Raw genomic sequence first — 20,321 nt, forward strand, 5'->3', positions numbered from 1 at the left:
TCCGACAAGTTGTTGCTTAAGGCAACCAAGGCATACGGTTGCTTCAGGCAACTCTCAGGCGGCCCGCGCGTACCAGCCCGCCGCCGCTCCACCTCGACTCCGCTCGGAGGCACCAACGATGAGCCAGGCGACAGCGCCTCCCCAGGCGACCGCCGTGACCATGACCCACCGGCAGATCCTGGAGGCGCTCTCCGGCCTGCTGCTGGGCCTGTTCGTCGCGATCCTCTCCTCCACGGTCATCTCGAACGCGCTGCCGCGGATCATCACCGAACTGCACGGCGGCCAGTCCGCGTACACCTGGGTCGTCACCTCGGCCCTGCTCGCGACCACCGCGACCACCCCGATCTGGGGCAAGATGGCCGACCTGACCAGCAAGAAGACGCTTGTCCAGATCGCCCTGCTGATCTACGTGCTGGGCTCGGTGCTGGCCGGTCTCGCGCAGGGCACCGGAGAGCTGATCGCCTGCCGGGTGCTCCAGGGCGTCGGCGCCGGTGGCCTCACCGCGCTGGCCCAGGTGATCATGGCCACGATGATCGCGCCGCGGGAACGTGGTCGCTACAGCGGCTACCTCGGCGCCGTGCTGGCCGTCGGCACCATCGGCGGCCCGCTGATCGGCGGCGTGATCGTGGACACCTCCTGGCTCGGCTGGCGCTGGTGCTTCTACGTCGGCGTGCCGTTCGCCATCCTCGCGCTGATCGTGCTCCAGAAGACCCTGCACCTGCCGGTGGTCAAGCGGAAGGCGCAGATCGACTGGTGGGGCGCCACCCTGATCACCGCGGCCGTCTCGGTGCTGCTGATCTGGGTCTCCCTCGCCGGTGACCAGTTCGCCTGGGCCTCCTGGCAGACCGCCGTCATGGTCGTCGGGGCGCTGGTCCTCGGCGCGCTGGCGATCCGGGTCGAGACCCGGGCCGCCGAGCCGATGATCCCGCCGCGGCTGTTCCGCAACCGCACCATCACCCTCGCCGTCGTGGCCAGCATCGCGGTCGGTGTCGGCTTGTTCGGCGCGTCGATCTTCCTGGGCCAGTACTTCCAGATCAGCCGCGGGCAGAGCCCGACCATGTCCGGCCTGATGACGCTGCCGATGATCCTCGGCCTGCTCGTCGCCTCCACCGTGGGCGGGCGGATCATCACCCGGACCGGTCGGTGGAAGCGGTTCCTGGTGATCGGTTCGGCGCTGCTCACCGTCGGCTTCGCGCTGATGGGCACGCTCCGCGCGGACACCAGTTTCACCCTGCTCAGCGTCTACATGCTGCTGATCGGCGTCGGGCTGGGCCTGACCATGCAGAATCTCGTCCTCGCGGTGCAGAACACCGTCGGCCCACACGAGCTCGGCGCGGCCAGCTCGGTGGTGGCGTTCTTCCGCAGCCTGGGCGGCGCGATCGGCGTCTCCGTGCTCGGCGCGGTGCTCGCCCACAAGGTCAAGGACTACACCGCCGACGGGCTCGCCCAGCTCGGCATCCCCGCGTCCAGCTCGGGCAGCGGCGGCACCCTGCCCGACGTGCACACCCTGCCCGGCCCGCTGCGGGCGGTGGTGGAGAGCGCGTACGGCCACGGCGCCGGCGACATCTTCCTGGCCGCCGCCCCCTTCGCGCTGATCGCCCTGATCGCGGTGAGCTTCATCAAGGAGGTGCCGCTGCGGCAGCACAACGGCGACCCGGTTTCCGACGAGGTCGAGCGGGAATCGACAGTCGCCGGCGCCGGCGCCGCCGTGGTCCGCACCGGCGAGCAGAGGTGAGGTAGAACGATGAGCGTGGGAGCACCGGATCGCGACGAGTACGGCCCTCGGACCCGCCCGCTGCCCTTCGAACGCGGCACCGACGGCCCGCGGGTGATCATGGTGGGCGTGGACGGCACCCGCACCTCCGAGCGGGCCGGTGCCTACGCGGCCGGGCTGGCCCGCCGGCAGGGCGCCGCCCTGGTGGTGGTCTTCGTCAGCGCGGCGAGCGGGTTCACCTCCCTGGTGCCCGGGATGGACGCCAGCGCGGTCCAGCGTTCCCAGGACGAGGTGGCCGACGAGCTGCGCCGCGAGTGCCGGCGGGGCGCCGAGCAGTGGGGCATTCCGGTGACCTTCCTGTCCCGGCGCGGCGACGCGTACGGCGAGCTGTGCGCGGCGGCCGACGAGTTCCAGGCCGACATGGTGGTGGTCGGGGCGTCCGAGCAGGCCGGCCACCGGCTGGTCGGCTCGGTCGCCACCCGGCTGGTCCGCACCGGCCGCTGGCCCGTCGTCGTGGTGCCCTGAAACCCACTCGCGAACTGTCGGGAGTGCCGGGCAGGATGCGCGGCATGACCTGGATCGCGCCGGAGATCACCCGGACCCCCGAACCGTACGTCGGCGACGAGCGCACCATGCTCGACGGCTGGCTCGACTACCACCGGCAGACGCTGCTGCTCAAGTGCGCCGGCCTGACCGAGAAGCAGTTGCGCACGCCGAGCGTGGAACCGTCCGGCCTGACGCTGCTCGGCCTGGTCCGGCACCTGGCCGAGGTCGAGGCCTGGTGGTTCCGGGAGAACTTCGCCGGCGAGCGCGTCGACTACCCGTACTTCACCCCGGAGAATCCGGACGCCGACCACGACGTCAGCGACGCCGACGCCGAGACCGACTTCGCCACCTTCCACCGGGAGGTGGCGCTGGCCCGCGAGGCCGCCGCCGGCCACCCGCTCGATGAGACGTTCGTCGAGGTGGGCGCGAAGAAACGCACCTTCAACCTGCGCTGGGTGTACGTGCACATGATCGAGGAGTACGCCCGGCACAACGGCCACGCCGACCTGATCCGGGAACGCATCGACGGCGTCACCGGCGAGTGACAGGCGCTCAGTAGTCCAGGGCCGCCCGCAGGTAGCGCAGGTCGGCGTGGCCGCCCCAGCGGTGCGCCGACAGCCCGGCGGAGCGGGCACCCCGCACGGCCCAGTCCTCGTCGTCGACGAAGAGGACCCGGGCCGGCGGGGTGGCCAGCGCGACACAGGCAGCCTGGAAGTATTCCGGGGCGGGCTTGTGCACGCCGATCGCGGAGGAGTTGACCACCACGTCCAGCTCGCCGACCAGGCCGAGCGCGGCCAGGTCGGCGTCGAGCAGGTCGGTGGCGTTGGTGCCCAGCCCGACCCGGACGCCCGCCGCACGCACCTCCCGGACGAACGCCAGCACCTCCTGGTCGACCTCGCCCCGGTAGCCCTGCCACTGCTCGACGGCGGCGCGGGCCCGCTCCGGGCTGCCCACCGATTCGGTCAGGGCGTCCGCCACGCTGGTCATCCACTCGGCATGGCTGACCTGGCCGGTGAGCACCGGCTGGAGCCGCCCCCACTGCATGGCGATCTCACCGAGCACCCCCGCGGAGAGGCCGTACTCCCGCTCGACAACGGCGGCCACCGCCGGGTCCCACCGGCGCAGTACGCCGTCGAAGTCCAGCAGGAGCGCCGTCGCGCGTTCCCGAGCCACTACCCGTTCTCCTCGCCGCGGCCGTGCCGCCTGTCGTCCTCGTCGGCCCGGTTGAGCCGTTGGCTGATCACCTGGGTGACCCCGCTGCGCATGGTCACTCCGTAGAGGGCGTCGGCGATCTCCATCGTCCGCTTCTGGTGCGTGATGACGATCAGCTGACTCTTCTCCCGCAACTGTGCCAGCAGGGTGATCAAGCGGCCCAGGTTCACGTCGTCCAGGGCCGCCTCCACCTCGTCCATGATGTAGAACGGGCTGGGCCGGGCGCGGAAGATCGCCACCAGCATGGCCACCGCGGTCAGCGACCGCTCGCCACCGGAGAGCAGCGACAGCCGCTTGATCTTCTTGCCCGGCGGGCGGGCCTCCACCTCGACGCCGGTGGTGAGCAGGTCGTCCGGCTCGGTGAGGATCAGCCGGCCCTCGCCGCCGGGAAAGAGCACTGTGAACACCTGCTCGAACTCCCGCGCGGTGTCCTCGAAGGCGCTGGCGAAGACCTCCAGGATCCGCTCGTCCACGTCCTTGACCACGGTGAGCAGGTCCCGACGGGTGGCTTTGAGATCTTCCAGCTGCTCGGAGAGGAACTTGAAGCGCTCCTCCAGCGCGGCGAACTCCTCCAGCGCGAGCGGGTTGACCTTGCCGAGCAGAGCCAACTCGCGTTCCGCCTTGGCGGCCCGCTTCTCCTGCACCGGCCGCTCGTAGCGCACCGGCTCGGGCACCGGCAGCCCGTCGCGCTCGGCCGCCGCGACGTCGACGGGGGTCGGCGGGACGGGCTGCGCCGGGCCGTACTCGGCAACAAGCGTCTCCACGTCCAACCCGAAGTCCTCGGCGGCCTTCGCCTCCAGCTGCTCGATGCGCAGCCGCTGCTCCGCGCGGGCCACCTCGTCGCGGTGCACCTGGCTGGTCAGCCGCTCCAGCTCCGCGCCGAGCCGCTTGGCCGCCCCGCGTACCTCCTGAAGCTCCGCCTCGCGCGCGGCGCGTTCCCGGGCGACCGCGTCGCGGTGCTCCTCGGCCGTCGCGATCGAGGTGGTGAGCCGGGTGAGCGCCTCCCGGGCGCCACCGGCGACCGCCCGGGCGATGCCCGCGCCCCGGGTGCGCGCGGCCCGCCGGGCCGCGGCGCGTTCCCGGGCGGCCCGCTCCGCGGTGGCCTGCCGGGCGAGCGAGTCGGCCCGGCCGGCGATCGAGGAGACCCGCTCCTCGGCGGTACGCACCGCGAGCCGGACCTCCATCTCGTTCTGCCGTGCCTGCGGCACCATGGCGGCGAGCTGGTCGCGCTCCTCGGTGGACGGCTCGGCGTCGACCGGGGTCTCCTCGGCCAACCGCAGCCGCTCCTCCAACTCGGCGAGCGTGGTGAGGTCCCGCTGCCGGGCGGCCTCGGCGCGGGCGCGGGACTCACCGAGACGGTCGGTCTCCGCCTTGGCGGAACGGGCCGCCGCGCCCAGCTCGGCCAACCGGCGGGCGGCGGCGTTGCGGTGGCTCTCCGCCTCGCGCTTCTCCGCGGCGGCGTGCTGCACGGCCTCCTTGGCGGCGGCCACCTCGGCGCGTGCCTCGACAAGTTGGTCCCGCAGCTCCGCGCCACCGCGCTCGGCGGCGAGCCGGTTGCCGCGCGCCTCCTCGACGGCCGCCTGCACCTCGATGTAACTGGCGGCCTTGGCCGAGCCGCCGGCCGCCGCGTACGCCCCGACCACGTCACCGTCCGGGGTGACCGCCCGCAGCTCCGGGTTGCTGGCGACCAGGTCGGCCGCGGCGGCGAGATCGTCGACGAGCGCCACGTCGCGCAGGGCCCGGTGCACCGCCGGGCGCAGTTCCTCGCCGCACTCCACCAGGTCGGGGGCCCACCTGGCCGCGTCGGGCAGCTTCGGGCGCAGCGCGTCGGCGGACCCGGTCATGCCGGGCCCCGCCGGGCTACCGACGAGCAGACCGGCGCGGCCGGCGTCGGAGATCTTCAACAGCCGCATCGCCTCGACGGCCTCGTCCACCCCGCTGACGGCGACCGCGTCGGCGAGACCGCCGAGCGCGGCGGCCAGCGCGGCCTCGTGACCCGGCGCGACGGTGAGCAGCCCGGCGAGGCTGCCGAGCAGGCCGGGCACGTCGTCGGCGCGGGCGAGCAACGCCCCGGCTCCGTCCTTGCGCCGCAGCCCCAGGGCGAGCGCCTCCTCCCGGGCCTTCCAGGTGGCGGCGTCCTTCTCGGCCGTCCGTTCGGCGTCGGCGAGCGATCGCACGGTGGCCTGTGCCCGCTCCTGCACGGCGACCGCCTCGGCGTGCCGGGCGTCGAGATCCGCGTTGTCCCGGTCGGCCTCGGTGGACTGCGCGGCCACCGCGTCCAGGTCGGCCTGCGCCTGCTCGGCGCGGCCCATCGCGTCGGCGTGCGCGATCGCGAGGCGTTCGATCTCCTCGCCGGCGCTCGTGGTCCGGGCTCGGGCCGAGTTGACCTGCCCGGTGAGCCGGGCCATCCCCTCCCGGCGGTCGGCGATGGCCTTGGCCGCGGCGACCAACTCCCGCTCGGCACCGGCGAGCTGCCGCTCCAGCTCCTGGCGGTGCTCGACCGCCTCGGCCAGCCGGATCTGGTCGTCGGTGAGCGCCGCGCGCAGTTCCTCCTCCTGCTCGCGGACGCGTTCCGCCTCGGCCTCCAGCTGGTCCGGATCGCGACCGGGCCGCTCGTCGTCGCCGCTGGCGCTGAGGTGCCGCAGCCGTTCCCGGGCCAACTGCTCGATCGAGCGGAAGCGTTCCTGCAGGGCGGACAGCTTGTACCAGGTGTCCTGGGCGGCGGCGAGCAGCGGAGCGTCCTCGGCGAGGGCAGCCTCCAACTCGCCGAGGCGGCCCTGCACCTCGACGTGCTCACCCTCGATCTGCTCACGCCGCTCCCGCAACGCGGTCTCGTCGGCGATCTCCCGATCCAGGGTGGTCCGCAGGGTGGCCAGGTCGTCGGCGAGCAGGCGCAGCCGGGCGTCGCGCAGATTGGCCTGGATGGCGGCGGCGCGGCGGGCCACCTCGGCCTGCCGACCCAGTGGCTTGAGCTGGCGGCGCAGCTCGGCGGTGAGGTCGGTGAGCCGGTTGAGGTTGGTCTGCATCGCGTCGAGCTTGCGCAGCGCCTTTTCCTTGCGCTTGCGGTGCTTGAGGACGCCGGCCGCCTCCTCGATGAACGCGCGGCGGTCCTCCGGCTTGGCGTGCAGCATGCCGTCGAGGCGGCCCTGCCCGACGATGATGTGCATCTCCCGGCCGATGCCGGAGTCGGACAGCAGCTCCTGGATGTCGAGCAGCCGGCAGGTGTTGCCGTTGATCTCGTACTCGCTCTCGCCGGAGCGGAACATCCGGCGGGTGATGGAGACCTCGGTGTACTCGATCGGCAGCGCGCCGTCGGTGTTGTCGATGGTGAGGGTGACCTCGGCACGGCCCAGCGGCGCGCGGCCGGCGGTGCCGGCGAAGATGACGTCCTCCATCTTGCCGCCGCGCAGCGCCTTGGCGCCCTGCTCGCCGAGGACCCAGGCGATGGCGTCGACGACGTTGGACTTGCCGGAGCCGTTCGGGCCCACCACGCAGGTGATCCCGGGCTCCAGCTTCAACGTCGTGGCGGAGGCGAAGGATTTGAACCCCTTCACCGTCAGGCTCTTGAGATACACCTTCTCGATCCTCGTCCGGTGGCCGCCGTACCGTCGCCGGCTGCGGGGACCTGGGTGAACTCGCAGACTAACCCGGTGGTGGAAGCGGGCGGGCACGCGACCCGCCCCGGGGCCGCGTGCAACACGAGCGCACTGTTGTGGTGACGGTCACGACAGGGACGAGGGCCGTTCATGATCGGCTTATCGCTCGGTGCGCTATTCGGATACCGAGAGCACGGTAAGGGCGCGACCGCCCACAAGATCACAAATCGTCGGCACCGAAAGGACCCGGACAGTGTTGCGCGCCGGCACACAGGTGTCGGCGCGCATTTTGCGAGAGTGCGATTCAGTTTTCCGACACGAAGATCAGGTCAGCGCTGGCTCGGCCAGACGGAGCAGATCGTCCGCCTCCGCCGCAGCCGCCGCGAGCCGATCATTGTCGGCACGCAGACGCGTGATCTCGAACTCCAGTGCCTGAACCCTGGAACGCAACCTGGTGACCTCGTCGAGCAGACGCCGGTCGGGCGCTGCACCTACGTGGCCGTAGAGGGCCTTCGCCATGCTGACTCCTTGATATGCGCTGCCGGAAAGGCCGGCCAACGCGCGCCCATTTTGCACGCGGCTGTCATTCCAGGCTGTATCTGGGCATGACCGGGCGCGACTGGCGACACCTATATATTGAGCCGCAAACCCCTCCTTCGTCAAGTTCTCGCAGGCCGTAGATCATCTCTACGTCGACCTGTCCACTTGTCGGGGGGCTGCCGCAATGGCACGGACACTCTCTGTCCGGACCCCTTTACTGTACGCCCGGATCCGCGGAATTCCGCACCCTGACGTCCGAGTTCCCCTTAACTCTTCCTTAGCCACGTTGCCGCAGGTCGCGGGCGCGCCGTAGCGTCACCCCGGCCCGCAACCGACCCGTGGAGGCATAGGCGTGTACGGCTGGACCGACCCGATGGACCCGAACGGCGCCCCCCGGCGCGCCGAGCGGCCGACCGACGAGCCGACCTGGCTGCACGACCGCCCGGAGCCCCGCTCGGCCTATCTGTTCGGTGACGAACCCGACCAGTCCGACGCCGCGTGGGACCGGGAGCAGCCGCCCACCGGCTGGCAGTCGGGCCCGCAGACCCCCACGGCACCGGCCGACGGCCACACCGCCGCCTGGCCGGCCCACCGCCCGGAGCACGAGCCGACCGAGGGCTGGCAGGCCGACGGCCCTACTTCGCCGGCCACCGGAAGCTGGCAGGCCGACGGCCCCGCTTCGCCGGCCACCCGTAGCTGGCAGGCCGACGGCCCCGCTTCACCGGCCACCCGTAGCTGGCAGGCCGACGGCCCCGCTTCACCGGCCGCCGACAGTTGGCACGCCAGCAGCCCCGCCGCGGCGGCCGCCGGCGGGTGGCACACCGACGCCGATCCCGAGACCACCGGTGGCTGGCGACCCGACACCGACCCGGAGACGAGCGGTGACCGGCCCGACGGCGTCAGTCGGAGCGGCGAGGGGCGACACCGCTCCCCCCGCCGCTGGCGACGGCCGCTCATGATCGGCGGCGCGGCCGCGGCAGCCACCCTCGTGGTGAGTTTCGGTGTCGGTGCGCTCGGACTGCCCGGCGGTGACGACGGGGCCAGCCGGCCGACCGCCGTCGACGACACGTTCGCCGCGTCGGCGGCGCCGACCGAGCAGGCGACCCTCGACACCCTCGCCGCGCCGGCCCCGACCAACACGCCCAGCCCGACCCGGCCGAGCCCGTCGCCGAGCAAGACCGTCAAGCCCACCCCGGAGTCGTCGCGTACCACCGCCGCGTCTCGACGCGGCGCGCCACGCACCAGCGCGCCGAGCACGAGCAACGGCTCCAGCGGTTCGAGCGGCTCCAGCGGCACGGTCAGCGCCCAGGCCCGCGAGGTGGTGGACCTGGTCAACGCCGAGCGGGCCAAGGCCGGCTGCGGGGCGCTGAGCATCGACGACAAGCTGATGACCGCCGCCCAGAAGCACAGCCAGGACCAGGCCGACCACAAGAACATGTCGCACACCGGCAGCGACGGCAGCAACGCCGGCGCCCGGCTGGACCGGGTCGGCTACGCCTGGCGCACGTACGGCGAGAACGTGGCCTGGAACCAGCAGACCCCGGCCGCGGTGATGGACGCCTGGATGAACAGCTCCGGTCACCGGGCCAACATCCTGAACTGCGCGTTCACCGAGATCGGCGTCGGCATCGCCAGCAGCAACGGGCCGTACTGGACGCAGGTCTTCGCGGCGCCGCGCTGACCGCGCGTCGTTCGCGCCCCCGCGCTCGTTTGACCCGGTGAGGTACGCCGGGCCAGAGCGTGGGGGGCGGCGTACCGGGAAGGGCGGCGACGGGGCCGTCCGGGACCCGGGAGCTGCCGATGCGGATCCGGCCGCGGCGACGCGTCGCCGTTCGCTCACTGCGCCGCGTCCTGTCGGCCGGTGTCGCACTGGTCCTGGTGATGCCGGCGTACGGATGCCGAACCGAGCTGACCCCACCCGGCGCGCCCACCCGGTGGCCGGCCGAGCAGGCTCGCCAGTGGCAGTGGCAGTGGCAGCTCAGCGGCCCGCTCGACCCGGCGGTGGAAGCGGATGTCTTCCTGCTCGATCCGGTGGACACCACCGCCGCGCAGACCGCCGAGCTGCGTAACCGGGACCGCCGGCTGATCTGCCAGGTGCATGTCGGCTCGGTCCGCTCCGCCGACCCGGACGCCAGCCGGTTCCCGGACGCCGTGCGGGGCGCACCCGCCCGCCGACCGGACAGCCGTTGGCTGGACGTCCGAAGCTGGGACGCGCTGAAGCCGGTGCTGGCCGACCGGTTCCGGCTGTGCCGGGGCAAGGGCTTCGGGGCAGTTGCGCTCGCCGACGCCGACGGGTACGCGTCCCGCACCGGCTTTCCGCTCGACTTCGACGACCAACTGCTGTTCAACCGCCGACTCGCCGAGCTGGCCCGCTCGCTGAGCCTCTCCCCCGGGCTGGTCAACGACGTGCCGCAGCTCGCCGCCCTGGCCCCGGACTTCGACTTCGCGGTCAACGAGGAGTGTGTCCGGCTGGGCCAGTGCGCCAAACTGCTGCCGTTCGCAGACGCGGGCAAGCCGGTCTTCCACGTGGAGTACGCCGCCTCGACCGACGACTTCTGTGTCACCACAGTCGGCTACGGCTTCGCCTCGATCCGCAAGGACCGCAACCTGGACGCGTGGCGAGAAGCCTGCCCCCTCCCCTGACCGGGCTGGGCCCGGGCCACGGTCGCGTCCTGGGCCACACCCCGTCGACCTGGGCCACACTCCGCCCCAGCCGTCCCGGCTCCCGGCCGGCCGCTCCCGGCCCGCCGCCCCTCCCGCCCTCGCCGCTTGATCGACTCGACTTTCAGGATGTTGCGGTATCGAACGGCCTGGGATACCGCGACATTCATGAAACCGAGTTGATCAAGCGGCGGAGCGGGCGGCGGAGCGGTTAGGGGACGGGCACCAGTTCCGGGGTGGCCGCCGGCGGATCGGCCGGCGCGGGTGCGGGGCGCGGGCGCAGGAAACGCGGGGCCCACCAGTTGGCATCGCCGAGCATGGTCATCAACGCTGGCAGCACCACTCCCCGGATGATCGTGGCGTCCAACAGGATCGCCGCCGCCAGGCCGATGCCGAGCTGCTTCATGTCGATCGTGCTCAACGTGGCGAAGATCGAGAACACGCCGACCATCACGATCGCGGCGCTGGTCACCACGCCGGCCGACGAGGTGATCCCGTACGACACGGCGTCCCGGTTGGGCATGCCGGCCCGGACTCCCTCGCGGATCCGACTGACCACGAAGACGTGGTAGTCCATCGAGAGGCCGAAGAGCACCACGAAGAGGAACAGCGGCAGCCAGGACACGATCGCGCCCATCGAGGTGAAGCCGAGCAGCCCCTCGGCCCACTCGCCCTGGAAGATGAGCACCAGCAGCCCGTACGCGGCACCGGCGGAGAGCAGGTTCAACACGATCGAGCTGGCCGCGACCACCACCGACCGGAAGGTCAGCACCATGACCAGGAAGGTCAGCACCAGCACGAAGCCCATCACCAGCGGCAACTTGTCCCGGACGTGGGCCGCGTAGTCCACATTCTCGGCCACGCCGCCGCCGACCGCGTACTCGATGCCGGGGATGTCCCGCAGCTCGGCCGGGACCAGGTCCCCGCGCAGCTTCTCCAACGACTGCACCGACCGGTCGTCCCGACTGGTGTACGGGGTGGCGACGTCGAGCACCGACACCCGCCGGTCGGCCGACACCTCGATCTTCGGTCCGTCCGCCTCGGCCGGGGCGAACAGCGGATCCCCGGCGGCCCGGGTGGCCAGGTCGGTGAGCGCGGCGCGGACCCGGTCGGCCTGCTCGGCCGGTGCCCGGACGGCCACCACGTGGTTGGTGCCGTTGCTCGGGAACGCGGCGGTGAGCCGGTCGTACGCCTGCATGGCCGGGGTGGTGCGCGGCAGGTCCTCCGGGCCGGGGAACTTCAGCTTCATACCGAGTGCCGGCGCGGCCAGTGCGAGCAGCAGGCCGACCGAGATGACGAGCGTCACCACCGGAGCGCGCAGCGCCGGCCGGAGCACCGCCGGCCAGAGCCGGGGCGGGCGGGGCTCGCCGTGCCGGTCGGTGCGCGGGGCGGTCAGTCGCCAGAGCAGCGGCACCCGGGGCCGGTCGACCCAGCGGCCGAGCCTGGCCAGCAGGGCGGGCAGCACGGTCAGCGAACCGGTCACGGCGACCGCGACCACCAGGATCGAGCCGACGGCCAGGGACGAGAAGACCACGTCACCGGCGAGCAGCAGCCCGGCCATCGCGATGATCACGGCAATGCCGGAGACCACCACGGCGTGCCCGGAGGTCTCCGCGGCGATCTCCACCGCGTCCAGGCCGGAGCGGCCCTTGGCCCGTTCCTCCCGCTCCCGGCGGATGTAGAACAGCGAGTAGTCGACCCCCACCGCCATGCCGATCAGCAGGATCACCGGTGCCGTGGTGTCGGTGGCCGGCACCAGGTGCGAGGCGAGCGTGGACAGGCCCATCGCGGCGGCGACCGAGGAGAGCGCCAGCAGCACCGGGACGCTGGCCGCGATCAACGCGCCGAACGCGATGATCAGGATGGCCAGGGTGACCGGCAGGCTGAGCAGTTCGGCGCGCTTGAAGTCCTTGCCCAGGGTGTCGTCGAGCGCCTGCTCGATCGACGGCCCGCCGACCTGCTCGACCCGCACCTGTGGGTGCGCGGCCTGCACGGCGGCGGTGGCGTCGCGCAGCGGCTGGACCCGATCCGAGGCGGTCTCCGGGTCACCGGACATGGTGATCGGCAGCAGCAGCGCCGAACCGTCCCGGGCGGTGACGGGCTGGCCCACCTCGGCGACCCCGGTGACCGTGCGCAGCCGGGCCGCCGCGTCGTCGGCCGCGGCCTTCGCCGCCGCCGGGTCCAGCGCGCCGCCCCGCGCGGTGACGAGCACGTTGTCCACTGCCGGATCGTCGAAGTTTGCGGCGTCCACGATCAGGCCGGCCCGCCCCACCTCGCCGATCCCCTCGTCGGCGCTTGTGGCCTCGTTGAGGCCGGCGGCGCTGCCACCCACGAAGCACACCGCCACGAACACGACCCACAGTGCGATCGCCCGCCACGGGTGCTCGGCACTCCACCGCGCCAGCCGCACCGTCACCGGTCTTCTCCCCATGTCGGGTCCCCCTGTCACGTCAACCCCCTGTCAACGGTGCTGACGTTAGGTGCGTGACGAGGCGGTCACATCGGGGAACGGCCCCGGTTCGCCCCGGAACCGGCACACCGGGGGCGCCGGGTCCGCTGGGCGGGCATCAACCCGCGATTCGGGCGTACGCCGGGGTGCAGCCCGGAGCGTCCGGCCGCGACCCGCCGGTGCCGACCCGGACTCGACTCCGGGTCATCCCCGAAGGGAACCCCGGGGCCGTGGCTGACAGCGCGGGCAACTGTACGAGGATCGGTTCATGAACGCCTCACGGCGGATCGGCGTTCCACACCGCCGGCAGGGCTCGCCCTCGCGACCGTAGGCGTTCAGTGCCCGGTCGAAGTAGCCGCTCTCGCCGTTGACGTTGACGTAGAGGGCGTCGAAGCTGGTGCCGCCCTGCCTGATCGCCTCGGCGAGCACGTCGCGGACGTGGCCGAGCAGGCGCTGCGCGGCCGGGCCGGTCAGCGCGTCGGTGGGTCGGCCGCCGTGCAGCCCCGCGCGCCACAGCGCCTCGTCGGCGTAGATGTTGCCCACCCCGGAGATCAGGGTCTGGTCGAGCAGGGCCCGCTTCACCTCGGTGTGCCGGCGACGCAACGCGGCGACGAACCCCGCGTCGGAGAACTCCGGGTCCATCGGGTCGCGGGCGATGTGCGCGATCTCGTCGGGCAGCTCGGCGCCGCCCTCGCTGACCGCGAGCCCACCGAACGTGCGCTGGTCGACGAAGCGCAGCTCCGGCCCGTCGTCGGCGAACCGGAACCGGACCCGCAGGTGGGCCTCGTCCGCGGTGCCGGAGGGCTGGAGCAGCAGCTGACCGGACATCCCGAGGTGCCCGATGATCGCGTCGCCGCTGTCCAGCGGCAACCACAGGTACTTGCCGCGACGGCGAGCGTCCAGCACGGTCCGTCCGGCGAGGACGTCGGCGAAGTGCACGCCACCCGGGACATGCCGGCGTACGGCGCGCGGGTGGCGGACCTCGACGGAGACGATCCGACGGCCGATGACCCACTGGGCCAACCCCTGCCGGACGGTCTCCACCTCGGGCAGCTCAGGCACGTCGTAGACCCGTCTCGTGGCCGTCGGCACCCTCGGCCGGCAGTGCCTGCGCGAGGTGGTCGGCCTGCTCGGCCTGGGCCGCCCGCCCGGCGCGCTCCAGCGGCCCGAACGGCTCCTCCCGGTCGGTCGAGCCGTCCGGGTCGATCAGCTGCCCCCGGCCGTCGCCGCCGGCCTGCCCGTCGGCACCGGTTCCGCCGTCGGTGTTGGCCCGCCCGTCGGCACCGGCCTGCCCGTTGACGCTGGCTCTGCCGTCGGCGCTGGTCCGTCCGCCCTGCCCGTCGGCGCCGGCCTGGCCGTTCTGCTCGGCGAGCGTCCGCCAGGCGGCCTCGGCGGCCCGCTGCTCCGCCTCCTTCTTGCTGCGTCCCTCGGCGCCGCCGTACCGGTTGCCGGCCACCACCACCCAGGCGGTGAACGTCTTGAGGTGATCGGGGCCGGTGCCCTCGATCCGATATTCCGGGACGCCGAGCCCGAGCGCTGCCGTCAGCTCCTGCAGGCTGGTCTTCCAGTCCAGTGCGGCGCCCCGACCGGCCGACTCGGCCATCAACGGGTCGAAGAGCCGGTGGATGACGATCGCGGTGGTGTCCAGCCCGTACTGGAGGTAGATCGCGCCGAGCAGCGCTTCGAGCGTGTCGGCGAGGATGCTCGCCTTGTCCCGGCCACCGGTGGTCTCCTCGCCCTTACCGAGCAGCAGGTACACGCCGAGGCCGTCCGGGCCCAGGCCACGGGCCACGTCGGCGAGCGCCCGCATGTTGACCACGCTGGCCCGCAGCTTGGCCAACTGCCCCTCGGGCAGGTCCGGATGGTTGTGGAAGAGCGCGGTGGTGATCACCACGCCGAGCACCGAGTCACCGAGGAACTCCAGCCGCTCGTTGGTGGGCAGCCCCCCGTTCTCGTACGCGTACGAGCGGTGGGTCAACGCACGCTGTAGCAGCTCGGGCTCCAGGCTCACGCCGAACGCGGCTTCCAGATGACCGACGGACGCCCGCCGCCGCTTGTCGTTGCTCATGATGTGCGTACCTCGGTGTCGGTGGAGCGGTCGGTGCGGTCCATCACGGCGTCGCCGTCGAGCAACGCCGAGACCAGATCGGTGGCGCGCCGCCGCCACAGGTGGGCGGCGAGAGCTATGCCCGAGGCGACGTCGTCGGCGCGAGCGGAACCGTGGCAGACGACCACCGTCCCCGCGACGCCCAGCAGGGCGGCCGCGCGGGGCGCGCCGCCCTCCGCGGGTGGCCCACCAGCCATCGCGTACGCGCCCTCGATGGCCTTGAGCAGCACGTTACCGGTGAAGCCGTCGGTGACGACCACATCGACGCGCGAGCCGAGGGTCACGTCGTACCCCTCGACCAGGCCGACGTAGCGCGCCCCACCGGGCAGGGGCTCGACGGCGAGCAACGGGTCGGTGGCCCGGCGGACCCGGTCGCCCTTGCCGGCCTCGGTGCCGACCGAGAGCAGCCCGACCCGCGGCGCGGCGATCGAGTGCGCCACCGCGGCGTACGCGGCGCCGAGTACGGCGTGCCGGGCGAGGGTGGCCGGGCGGGGCTCCAGCGAGCCGCCGACGTCGAGGAGGACGACCGGCCCGGCAACGGTGGGCAGGGTGGCGGCGAGTGCGGGTTGGCGGATCTCCGGCCAGCGGCCGAGGCCGAGCACGGCCGCGGTGACTGTGGCACCTGTGGCACCGGCGGAGACCAGGGCGTCGGCGGTCCCGTCGCGCACGGCGGTCACCGCGGCCCGGACCGTGCTCTCCGCGCGGGCGGCGCTGGGATGGTCGGCCATGCCGACGACGTCACGGACCGGCCGCACCGTGATCCGCGCGCGTTGCGGCGGATCGAGGGCAGCGATCAGCTCGTCGGCGACCTCAGCCGGGCCGACGAGAAGCAGGTGCAGGTCAGGATCGGCGCGCATGGCCCGCAGAGCGCCGTCAACCACGACGGCGGGAGCGTCGTCCCCGCCGAGGAGGTCAACGGCGATCCGCGCGGTGCCCGGCTCCATCGGAACGCCGGCCGGAGTGGGCCGGCCGGCGTCGGAGGAAGCCGGGGCACCGGGCGAATGCCAGGGTGCGCGCGCCGCCCGACCCGGGGTCGGGGGCGTCACTCGGCGTCCAGGTCAGACCTCGAGAACCTGGCGGCCGTTGTAGGTGCCGCAGACGGAGCAGGCGGCGTGCGGCAGCTTCGGGGACTTGCACTGCGGGCACGCGATGGTCGCGACCACCGTCGCCTTCCAGTTCGCCCGGCGGGACCGGGTGTTGCTGCGCGACATCTTGCGCTTCGGGACGGCCACGGTTCTTACTCCTCTGTAACGGTCAGTTGCGACAGGCCCGCCCAACGCGGGTCGATCTGCTGGTGACTGTGGTCGGCCGGCAGATCGTCCCAGTGCGCCCCGCATTCGGGGCACAACCCTGGGCAGTCCTCCCGGCAGAGCGGGTTGGTCGGCAGCGTGAGCACCAACGCGTCCCGCAGCGCCGGCTCCAGGTCGATCAGATCGCCCTGCATCCGGCCCACCTCGTCCTCGTCGGTCGTGGCGTCCGTGGTGCTGTCCTCGTACGCGTACAGCTCCTGGATCGTCACGCCCATCGAGTCGTTGATCTCGCGCAGGCAACGGCCGCACTCGCCCCGGACGGGACCGGTGATGGTCCCGGAGACGAGCACGCCCTCGGACACCGACTGCAACCTCAGATCGAGGTCGAGGTCCGCGCCCTCCGGCACGCCGATCAACTCCACGCCGAGGTCCGCCGGTGCCGGCACGACCCGCTGGACCTCACGCAACGCGCCAGGGCGGCGCGGCAGGTCCCTCGTGTCGAGGACCAGCGGCGACCTGGGGTTGAGTGTCGATGGCGAGTGCTTGGGCATAGTCAGACTCCGGCCGGTGAGAGGCCGACAAAAAAGGTTACCTGGGCGACCGCCGGACCGTCGAACCGGGGGCGACACCCGGGCGAGAATGTCGGCTGGTGAGGTGCCGCTCAGAAGGGTAGCGGGCGTTCCGCCTCATCCCCACCGAAGGTGCCGATCTCCCGCAGTGCGTGCATCTTGTCCCGGCCCCGCTCTATCGAGGCCAGCGCCCGGGTGAGGAACTGCTCGAAGTTGGCCAGGGCGGTGTCGACGTAGTCGTCGACCTCCTCACGCAGGCGCTGGGCCTCGGCGCGGGCCTCGGCGATGATCCGGGCGCCCTCGTGCTCGGCCGACACGGTGATCTCGTTCACCGAGACCAGGCGGGCGTGTTCTGCCTCACCCTCGCTGATGATCCGGTCCGCCTCGCGCTTGCCGGCTTCCATGATCTTGTCGCGCTCCTCCAGGAGCGCGGCGGCGCGACGCAGGTCGGCGGGGAGATCGGCGCGCATCTCGTCGAGGGCAGCGATCATCTCACCCCGGTCGACCATGCAGTTGTTGCGCGACATCGGGACGGAGCGGGCCTGCTCCACCATGGCGATCAGTTCGTCGATGCGATCGAGCGGGTCCACCGGTACCTCACTCCTGTCGTTCCTCGGCCGACCTCCATGATGCGGGCTACGGCCGTTCCCCGCGTCACCAATCATGTCGTGCTCGCCCCACACAAGCCCCATCCACCCCAATGCGGCGCGTCGCGACATCGCCACCCACCCTCACCCCGCCGCCCGCCGCGAGGCCCCAGCCCCGCGATCTTGCACTTTCTGCCGCGACAATTACCGCAAAAACCACGAACCGGCGACCGAAACTGCAAGATCGCCGGGGTGTGGGGTGGGGGTAGGTCAGGGGCGGGGGCCCAGGCGGGCCTGTAGGGCTTCGCGGACCGGGTCGGGTACGTGGGCGGAGATGTCGCCGCCCCACTTCGCCACGTCCTTGACCAAGCTTGAGGAGAGGAACGAGTAGAGCGGGTTGGTCGGCATGAAGAGCGTCTCGACGCCGGCCAGCCCGATGTTCATCTGGGCCATCTGCAACTCGTAGTCGAAGTCGCTGACCGCCCGCAAGCCCTTGATCAACACACTGGCCTGCTGGGCCCGGCAGAAGTCGACAAGCAACCCGCGGAACGACTCGACCCGCACGTTCCCGTACGACGAGGTCACCTCGCGGAGCATGTCGATCCGCTCCTCGACGGTGAACAGGCCACTCTTGGACTGGTTCACCAGGACGCCAACCACCACCTCGTCGAAGAGCCGACTGGCCCGCCCGATGATGTCGAGGTGTCCGTTGGTGACCGGGTCGAACGAACCGGGGCACACCGCACGTCTCATGATCGGCGACCGTACCAAAGGGTGGTCTCGCCGTACCGGCGACTGCGCTCCGGGGTGATCCCCTCCACCCAGTCGAACTGCCTGGTACGGCTGGACCGCTCCACCACCACCAGCGCGTCGGGCACCAGCCAGCCACCATCGACGAGCGTCGTCAACAGCGAGGTGATCTCCGCGTCCGGCACCGCGTACGGCGGGTCGGCGAAGACCACGTCGTACGGCCCGCCGTCCGGGCCGGCGGCCAGCACCGTCGCGACCTTCCCGGCGACCAGGCGGACGGCCGGGCCGACGCCCAGGGTCGCCACGTTCTCCCGGATCACCCGCGCCGCCCGGGGATCGGACTCCACCAGCAGGACGTGCCGCGCACCCCGGGAGAGCGCCTCCAGCCCGACCGCGCCGGAGCCCGCGTACAGGTCGGCGAAGCGGGTGCCGTCGAGGTCGACCTCGGCCTGGACGGCACTGAACAGCGCCTCCCGGACCCGGTCGGAGGTGGGTCGGGTGCCGGCGCCGGGGGGCGCGGCGATCCGCCGCCCGCCGAGCGTCCCGGCCACGATCCGGGTCACCGTCTCCTCCTGCTCATGCCCGCGACGCTACGCGAGCCGGCGCCGACCACGACCAGCACCGCCGTATCGCCGCCCCGGACGACGTCTCCGCTGGGTCTTGACGGCGTCCGTCGCGTCTGAAACGCCCCTGACCTCTGTCGCCGCCGCCCGGTCCACTGCGGAGCCGCCAGCCGACCGTGGGCACCACCCCGTCCTCAGTGATCAGTTGACCACCATCCGTTCATCAAAGATCACGAATCAACTACATTGCCGCACGGCAATGGTGAGAACTCCCCTCATTCATGACTCGTCAGTACAGTCACCCTCTGTCCCCGCTTAGCGCGGGAACACCCCCGCGTCGCGACGTCCCGGTGAGCAGACGACCTACCCGGTCGCCCCGCCTCCCGACCCCACCGCACGCGATCCGTACCCCCCTCACCAGGAGCAGGCGTTGAACCTCCCCAAGTCTCCGTTGCGGCGCATCGCGGCTATCGCCGCAGGCGCGCTGATCGGCCTCACCGGTGTCGGCGTCATGGCGTCCCCCGCCAGCGCCCACTACTCCCAGGTCAGCGGCAAAGCGGTCTGCGAGACCACCACCGGCGAGTGGGTGGTGACCTGGACCGTGAAGAGCAAGGCCCACTACTCCTCCAAGTTCTTCCGGCTGCGTAGTGTCGAACTCACCCCTGCCAACACCACGGTGACCAACATCAAGGTGTCGGACCCCAACAAGTACCCGTACGACGTCAACACCCCGATCACTGGCGTGCAGCGGGTGCCCGGCTCGGCAACCCAGGCCACCCTCGCGGTGAAGGCCAAGTGGGACGACGGCTACCCCGAGGACAAGGCCGTTAAGGGCACTGTGACGTTCGGCGGCACCTGCGAGAAGGACACGCCGCCGGCGAGCCCGACGCCGTCGCCGACCACCTCGACGCCGCCGGCCAGCCCGACCCCCACCCCGAGCCCCACCGTGACCACCCCGCCGGCAGCGGTCACCGTGCCCACCGCCAGCTTCGCCTCCGACTGCGAGGGTGCCGTCACGGTGACGTTGGCCAACGGCGCCGACGCCACGACCGACGCCAAGCTCACCGTGAAGGCGACAGGCTTCTCGCAGACCTACACGGTCAAGCCGGGCGCCAGCAAGAGTGACATCGTCGTTCCGGCCAAGGCCGGCGCGATCACCGTCAGCGAGGGCGACAAGCTGGTCGGCAAGCCCTACACCTGGACCGCGCCGGAGGACTGCGTCAAGCCCGGCGAGCCCCAGGCGGGCTTCGAGTCCACCTGCGACAAGCTGATCTTCGGCTTCGCCAACCCGGCGAACGGCAAGGCGTTCGAGGTCACCCTTACCCCGAACAAGGGCGAGGCGCAGAAGCGGACCGTCGAGCCCGGCAAGACCGTGGTCGTCGAGTTCCCGGCGTCCGAGGGTCTGACCGTGACGCCGGCGGCCGAGGGCCTCGACGACACCAGCCCGATCGCCTGGGAGAAGCCGGCCGACTGCAACCCGGGCCAGGGTGGCGGCGACAAGGACGAGCCGGCGCTGCCGCTGACCGGTGCCGCGACCGGCGGGATCATCGCTGGCGCCGTGGTGCTGCTCGCCGCTGGTGCTGGTCTGTTCGTGATGGCGCGTCGTCGTCGGGTCCGCTTCACCGCCTGAGACAACCCGCTCTGACAACAACCGAGGGCGGGGGGGGGGGCGGGGGGGGGGGGCCGGCGGGGGGGGGGGGGGCCGGCAAAAGTGTGGAGGCGGGCCCGCCGACCCCGCCGAGAGGGGGGGGGGGCGGGGGGGGGGGGGGGGGCGCCG

Annotated in this window: 17 protein-coding genes and 1 pseudogene; 6 read left to right on the top strand and 12 right to left on the bottom strand. The window is 72.3% G+C overall.

Annotated elements, in window-relative coordinates:
* Window positions 1–118: 118 nt before the first annotated feature.
* From ACGFIQ_RS02385 to ACGFIQ_RS02395, 3 genes are read left to right on the top strand one after another with little or no spacing between them, the layout of a single operon-like run.
* A complete protein-coding gene (locus ACGFIQ_RS02385) occupies window positions 119–1,735 on the top strand; it encodes an MDR family MFS transporter (RefSeq protein WP_393238007.1) in 1,617 nt (538 codons plus the stop codon).
* Window positions 1,736–1,744: 9 nt separating this feature from the next.
* A complete protein-coding gene (locus ACGFIQ_RS02390; protein WP_393238010.1) occupies window positions 1,745–2,239 on the top strand; it encodes a universal stress protein in 495 nt (164 codons plus the stop codon).
* Window positions 2,240–2,283: 44 nt separating this feature from the next.
* Complete coding sequence (locus tag ACGFIQ_RS02395; RefSeq protein ID WP_393238013.1) at window positions 2,284–2,805, top strand: DinB family protein; 522 nt, start codon at window positions 2,284–2,286, stop codon at window positions 2,803–2,805.
* Between the two features lie 7 nt (window positions 2,806–2,812).
* Here ACGFIQ_RS02395 and ACGFIQ_RS02400 read toward each other — a convergent pair whose 3' ends face one another.
* The 3 genes from ACGFIQ_RS02400 to ACGFIQ_RS02410 form a co-directional block, all read right to left on the bottom strand.
* Window positions 2,813–3,433 (bottom strand): HAD family hydrolase, encoded by a 621-nt coding sequence (locus tag ACGFIQ_RS02400; protein ID WP_393238016.1) that lies wholly within the window; start codon window positions 3,431–3,433, stop codon window positions 2,813–2,815.
* Window positions 3,433–7,047 (bottom strand): chromosome segregation protein SMC, encoded by a 3,615-nt coding sequence (gene smc / locus ACGFIQ_RS02405; RefSeq protein ID WP_393238018.1) that lies wholly within the window; start codon window positions 7,045–7,047, stop codon window positions 3,433–3,435. Before smc ends, ACGFIQ_RS02400 begins: the two co-directional genes overlap by 1 nt.
* 345 nt (window positions 7,048–7,392) lie before the next feature.
* Window positions 7,393–7,587, bottom strand: a complete 195-nt coding sequence (locus tag ACGFIQ_RS02410; RefSeq protein WP_030487463.1) for a hypothetical protein — start codon at window positions 7,585–7,587, stop codon at window positions 7,393–7,395.
* A gap of 373 nt (window positions 7,588–7,960) precedes the next feature.
* On the opposite strand from ACGFIQ_RS02410, the gene ACGFIQ_RS02415 reads away from it, so the two are divergent.
* Both ACGFIQ_RS02415 and ACGFIQ_RS02420 read left to right on the top strand, forming a co-directional pair.
* Complete coding sequence (locus ACGFIQ_RS02415) at window positions 7,961–9,289, top strand: CAP domain-containing protein (protein ID WP_393238021.1); 1,329 nt, start codon at window positions 7,961–7,963, stop codon at window positions 9,287–9,289.
* A gap of 119 nt (window positions 9,290–9,408) precedes the next feature.
* On the top strand, window positions 9,409–10,251 hold the full coding sequence (locus ACGFIQ_RS02420; protein WP_393238023.1) for an endo alpha-1,4 polygalactosaminidase: 843 nt from the start codon (window positions 9,409–9,411) through the stop codon (window positions 10,249–10,251).
* A gap of 229 nt (window positions 10,252–10,480) precedes the next feature.
* Here the strand turns inward: ACGFIQ_RS02420 and ACGFIQ_RS02425 are convergent, their stop codons facing one another.
* The 9 genes and pseudogenes from ACGFIQ_RS02425 to rsmD form a co-directional block, all read right to left on the bottom strand.
* On the bottom strand, window positions 10,481–12,700 hold the full coding sequence (locus ACGFIQ_RS02425; RefSeq protein ID WP_393238026.1) for an MMPL family transporter: 2,220 nt from the start codon (window positions 12,698–12,700) through the stop codon (window positions 10,481–10,483).
* Between the two features lie 222 nt (window positions 12,701–12,922).
* Entirely contained in the window at window positions 12,923–13,780 is an 858-nt protein-coding gene (mutM, locus tag ACGFIQ_RS02430) for a bifunctional DNA-formamidopyrimidine glycosylase/DNA-(apurinic or apyrimidinic site) lyase (protein ID WP_393238029.1), read from the bottom strand.
* Between the two features lie 253 nt (window positions 13,781–14,033).
* Window positions 14,034–14,786, bottom strand: a pseudogene (rnc, locus tag ACGFIQ_RS02435) (ribonuclease III); the annotation flags it as partial.
* Window positions 14,783–15,769 (bottom strand): phosphate acyltransferase, encoded by a 987-nt coding sequence (locus ACGFIQ_RS02440; RefSeq protein ID WP_393238032.1) that lies wholly within the window; start codon window positions 15,767–15,769, stop codon window positions 14,783–14,785. The pseudogene rnc and the gene ACGFIQ_RS02440, both read right to left, overlap by 4 nt.
* A 114-nt stretch (window positions 15,770–15,883) precedes the next feature.
* A complete protein-coding gene (rpmF, locus tag ACGFIQ_RS02445; protein ID WP_252416735.1) occupies window positions 15,884–16,057 on the bottom strand; it encodes a 50S ribosomal protein L32 in 174 nt (57 codons plus the stop codon).
* 5 nt (window positions 16,058–16,062) lie between these two features.
* Complete coding sequence (locus ACGFIQ_RS02450; RefSeq protein WP_110562455.1) at window positions 16,063–16,626, bottom strand: DUF177 domain-containing protein; 564 nt, start codon at window positions 16,624–16,626, stop codon at window positions 16,063–16,065.
* A gap of 110 nt (window positions 16,627–16,736) precedes the next feature.
* Window positions 16,737–17,234: a hypothetical protein gene (locus ACGFIQ_RS02455; RefSeq protein ID WP_281899866.1), complete on the bottom strand. Its 498-nt coding sequence runs from the start codon at window positions 17,232–17,234 to the stop codon at window positions 16,737–16,739.
* Window positions 17,235–17,501: 267 nt separating this feature from the next.
* The gene (coaD, locus tag ACGFIQ_RS02460; RefSeq protein ID WP_357077774.1) at window positions 17,502–17,984 is read right to left on the bottom strand and encodes a pantetheine-phosphate adenylyltransferase; all 483 of its coding nucleotides are present in this window, start codon (window positions 17,982–17,984) and stop codon (window positions 17,502–17,504) included.
* Window positions 17,981–18,544, bottom strand: coding sequence for a 16S rRNA (guanine(966)-N(2))-methyltransferase RsmD (rsmD, locus tag ACGFIQ_RS02465; RefSeq protein WP_393238036.1), 564 nt, complete (start codon window positions 18,542–18,544; stop codon window positions 17,981–17,983). Before rsmD ends, coaD begins: the two co-directional genes overlap by 4 nt.
* A 430-nt stretch (window positions 18,545–18,974) precedes the next feature.
* Between rsmD and ACGFIQ_RS02470 the strand changes: the two genes are divergently transcribed.
* Complete coding sequence (locus ACGFIQ_RS02470; protein ID WP_393238038.1) at window positions 18,975–20,174, top strand: cell wall anchor protein; 1,200 nt, start codon at window positions 18,975–18,977, stop codon at window positions 20,172–20,174.
* The last annotated feature ends 147 nt before the right edge of the window (window positions 20,175–20,321 follow it).

It is taken from the genome of Micromonospora sp. NPDC048898 (assembly GCF_043198035.1).
In the GTDB taxonomy this organism is placed as follows: Bacteria; Actinomycetota; Actinomycetes; order Mycobacteriales; family Micromonosporaceae; genus Micromonospora.